General features: G+C 63.5%; 3 protein-coding genes. 1 reads left to right on the top strand and 2 read right to left on the bottom strand.

What is annotated here, in order from left to right:
* Nucleotides 1–991: 991 nt before the first annotated feature.
* Complete coding sequence (locus tag E8A46_RS19165; RefSeq protein ID WP_291564388.1) at nt 992–1,225, bottom strand: hypothetical protein; 234 nt, start codon at nt 1,223–1,225, stop codon at nt 992–994.
* Between the two features lie 318 nt (nt 1,226–1,543).
* Entirely contained in the window at nt 1,544–2,650 is a 1,107-nt protein-coding gene (locus E8A46_RS19160) for an alpha/beta fold hydrolase (RefSeq protein ID WP_291564386.1), read from the bottom strand.
* A gap of 240 nt (nt 2,651–2,890) precedes the next feature.
* Between E8A46_RS19160 and E8A46_RS19155 the strand changes: the two genes are divergently transcribed.
* Nucleotides 2,891–3,037: a hypothetical protein gene (locus E8A46_RS19155; protein WP_291564383.1), complete on the top strand. Its 147-nt coding sequence runs from the start codon at nt 2,891–2,893 to the stop codon at nt 3,035–3,037.
* The last annotated feature ends 20 nt before the right edge of the window (nt 3,038–3,057 follow it).

Here is a 3,057-nt window from a genome sequence, read left to right as displayed (position 1 = left end):
CGTCATTCCGGGGCGATGCGCAGCATCGAACTACGATGTGCAATTGCACATCGGAGAATCTCGAGATTCCGGGTTCATCGCTGCGCGATGCCCCGGAATGACAACAGCGGGACGACCGGCCCTTGACATGCGCTCCCCCGCGGCCCGCGTGATTTGCCCGTCGTGCCAACGTGCCGCAGCGCTGCGAAGTTGTGCTACCCCCCAAATCACATTCATATTCCCTGCCATCCCGTCCCGCTTGAGGGGCGTATCGCGATCGTCACGGACGTTGGAACGGGATGCGGTGGACGCGGCAGTGTCACAAGACGAATGACGCTGAACCGCCTTCGCTCAAAGCTGCGGCGGACCGGTATCAGGACCGTCGCGGGGCTTGTGCGAAAGACGGGCGCGGACGGCGAAGTCGTGTGGTCCTGACACCCCGACGCTGGTGTCAAGTCGGCGGAAGCGATTCCGCCGGCGACGGGGGCAAGAAAGCCCGGTCCCCGGGGAGAGCGCGCTATAAGCCGTTAAAACCATTGCGTGCGGGGATGCCGGGTGATTTCCGGTGCGACCGCTGTGAATACTCGTGTGCATTTACCACTACCATGCGCACACGAGGCTGCGGGTGCACTGGGCACCCGGCATTCCCCACGCCCTCAAACAAAAGGGCGGAACGAGCAGGCCAAACCTCGCGCGAAACCAGCGGCGAGATCGCGTAGCTGTGTTTTGCCGCCCGGACCATCCCGGAATGACGGAAGATGGATTGCTTCGCTGGCGCTCGCAATGACGGTCGTGCAGGCGAATTGGCTGTTTGAAATTTGAATCAGTGAGAAATCAGGTGCGCGAGCATGCACCCATGCGTCATCACCCGCGAAAGCGGGTGATCCAGTATTCCAGAGACGTCGGTGATTGAATCGAGAAGCCAGCGCGTACTGGATACCCCGCTTTCGCGGGGTATGACGGTTTTCTTGTGGGGCGGCCGGTGGGTAAGGCAACGACCGAGGCAAACCGCCTACAGCTTCTCCTGCCCGGCGGGCTGCTGCGGCTGCTGCTTCAGCCGCTCCTGCTCCTTGGCGTGATGGCGGCCGTAGAGGCAGCCGGCGGCTGCACCGAGCACGCCGTGATGTCCGGCATAGTGACCGGCGACGCCGCCGACGAACGCGCCCTTCAGGCAGCCCTTGGCACTGGCCGGGCTTGCAGCCAGCGCGAAGGCAGCGACGGCGAGCAAGGTGGCAATCGATTTCATGGCGGCAATCCTCTTCAACTGGCTTTCCATCAATCGCGCTCAGGCGATCCGGTTCCATCGCGCCGCTGACAGTTAGGGCTGCGCGCGGGGCTTTCAAGGGCACCCGCGGCTGTCGTCGCCCGGCATAGCCGTCCGAAGGACGGCGTCGCTTCCGCTCGCCTATGACCGGGCGATCCAGTACCCCGAGGAGCATGCGATGGAATGGAGAAGCCGCGGCGTACTGGATCACCCGCCTTCGCGGGTGATGACGGCCAAACACTGTGGCGCGCACCACGCCGCAAGCGCGGCGCGCTGCGCGGCATCCGGGGCACGCGCGCCTCAGTTCAGCTTCTTGCCGCCCTCCGTCACCGCATCGAGAAACGCCCCCGCCTCGCGGTTGAGAAACTCGACATCGGCGGGGAAAAATCCGCCGGCCGAGGCGTGGCCGGTGACGCTGCCCGGGCTGATCGTCATCATCTTGACGTTGGCGATGTTCTTGCCGGCTTCGATCGGCTCGAATTCCGGATTGAGCAAATCCTTGGTGCCGGTGAGGATCAGCGTCTTCGCCTTGATCGAGGCCAGCGCTTTCGCGGTGTCGCCGCCAAAGCCCGGCGTGGTGCCGACGTCGTGCCGCTCATAGGCCCAGGTCTGGTAGATATAGTCGTTGGCGTCGAACGCTTTCATGGCCGCGGTCTCCTGCGCCTCCATCCAGGGCAGCGCGTCCATGCCGTTCTTGAACTGCGCCGAATACATATCCGGCGTGCGCGCCGACAACAGATTGAGAATGTCGCGCCATAGCCGGATGCCCTTCTCCGGCGGCGCCTCGTAGTTGCCGTCCTTCCAGGCCGGATCGTTCATGATCGCCTTGCGCGAGGCTTCGGCCACGGCGACGCTCCAGGCCGGCGTCTTGGCCAGCGGCACCATCGCCACCAGCGCATCCATGGCGTCGGGATGGCTGACGCCCCATTGCAGCGCCTGCATGCCGCCCATCGACGGGCCGATCACGGCGACGACATGGTCGATGCCGAATTTTTCCTTCAACAGGCGATATTGCGATTCCACCATGTCGCGCATGGCGAATTTCGGGAATGCCATGCGGGCTTGCGCTTTCGAGTTGCTTGGCGAGGTGGTGAGGCCATTGCTGATCGCGTCGGTGCAAATGATAAAATATTTGTCGGGGTCGAGCGCCTTGCCGGGGCCGATCATGAAGTCGATGCGGTGATGATTGCCGCCCAGCGCCGTCACCATCAGGACGGCGTTGGATTTCTTCTCGTTCAGTTTGCCGTGGGTAACATAGGAGATCGAGAAATCCTTGATGACCTCCCCGCTTTCCAGCTTGAGGTCGCCTTCGCTGTAGGACTGGTGCGGCGGCTGTTGCGGCGTATGCGCCGCGGCCGGCAGCGCCAGCCCCAGGCTCAGGGCAACGAGATGTGCAATGCGTTTCACGCTGTGTTTCTCCCCATCATGACCGGAGGGTCCTTGATCGGCCGCCCTCCTCGAAGACCCAACGATAAGGCCATGGGCGAGGGCTGTGAAGCGTCCGCGAGCGTCGCCGCGATGATTTGCCGGGGCGCGGCGACGAAATGAGGTCGGCGGCTTGTGGCCGCCTGCATACAAAGGCTTGCGGACTTGCTATTGCTTGCTCGCGCCGAGTCTTTCCAGCCGGGCGCGCAAAGGGAGATCGTGATGGCCAAGGGTCAGATGCGCAGCAACAAGGAAAAGAAGAAACCGAAGGCCGACAAGAACCTCAAGAAGGGCGGCTCGGCGCCGGTCAATCCGTTCGCCACGGGCAAGACGCCGGCCGGCCAAAGCCCCAACAGCAAGAAGAACTGACGCCGGGTTCTGCTCGCGGC

This window comes from Bradyrhizobium sp., from assembly GCF_004799445.1.
In the GTDB taxonomy this organism is placed as follows: Bacteria; Pseudomonadota; Alphaproteobacteria; order Rhizobiales; family Xanthobacteraceae; genus Bradyrhizobium.
The sequence above is the reverse complement of the archived record's forward strand: the minus strand, read 5'-3'. Positions and strand labels throughout refer to the sequence as shown.

Coding starts and splice junctions, on each gene's coding strand:
- E8A46_RS19165 (WP_291564388.1), bottom strand. CDS start 1,225: ATGAAATCGATTGCCACCTTGCTCGCCGTCGCTGCCTTCGCGCTGGCT.
- E8A46_RS19155 (WP_291564383.1), top strand. CDS start 2,891: ATGGCCAAGGGTCAGATGCGCAGCAACAAGGAAAAGAAGAAACCGAAG.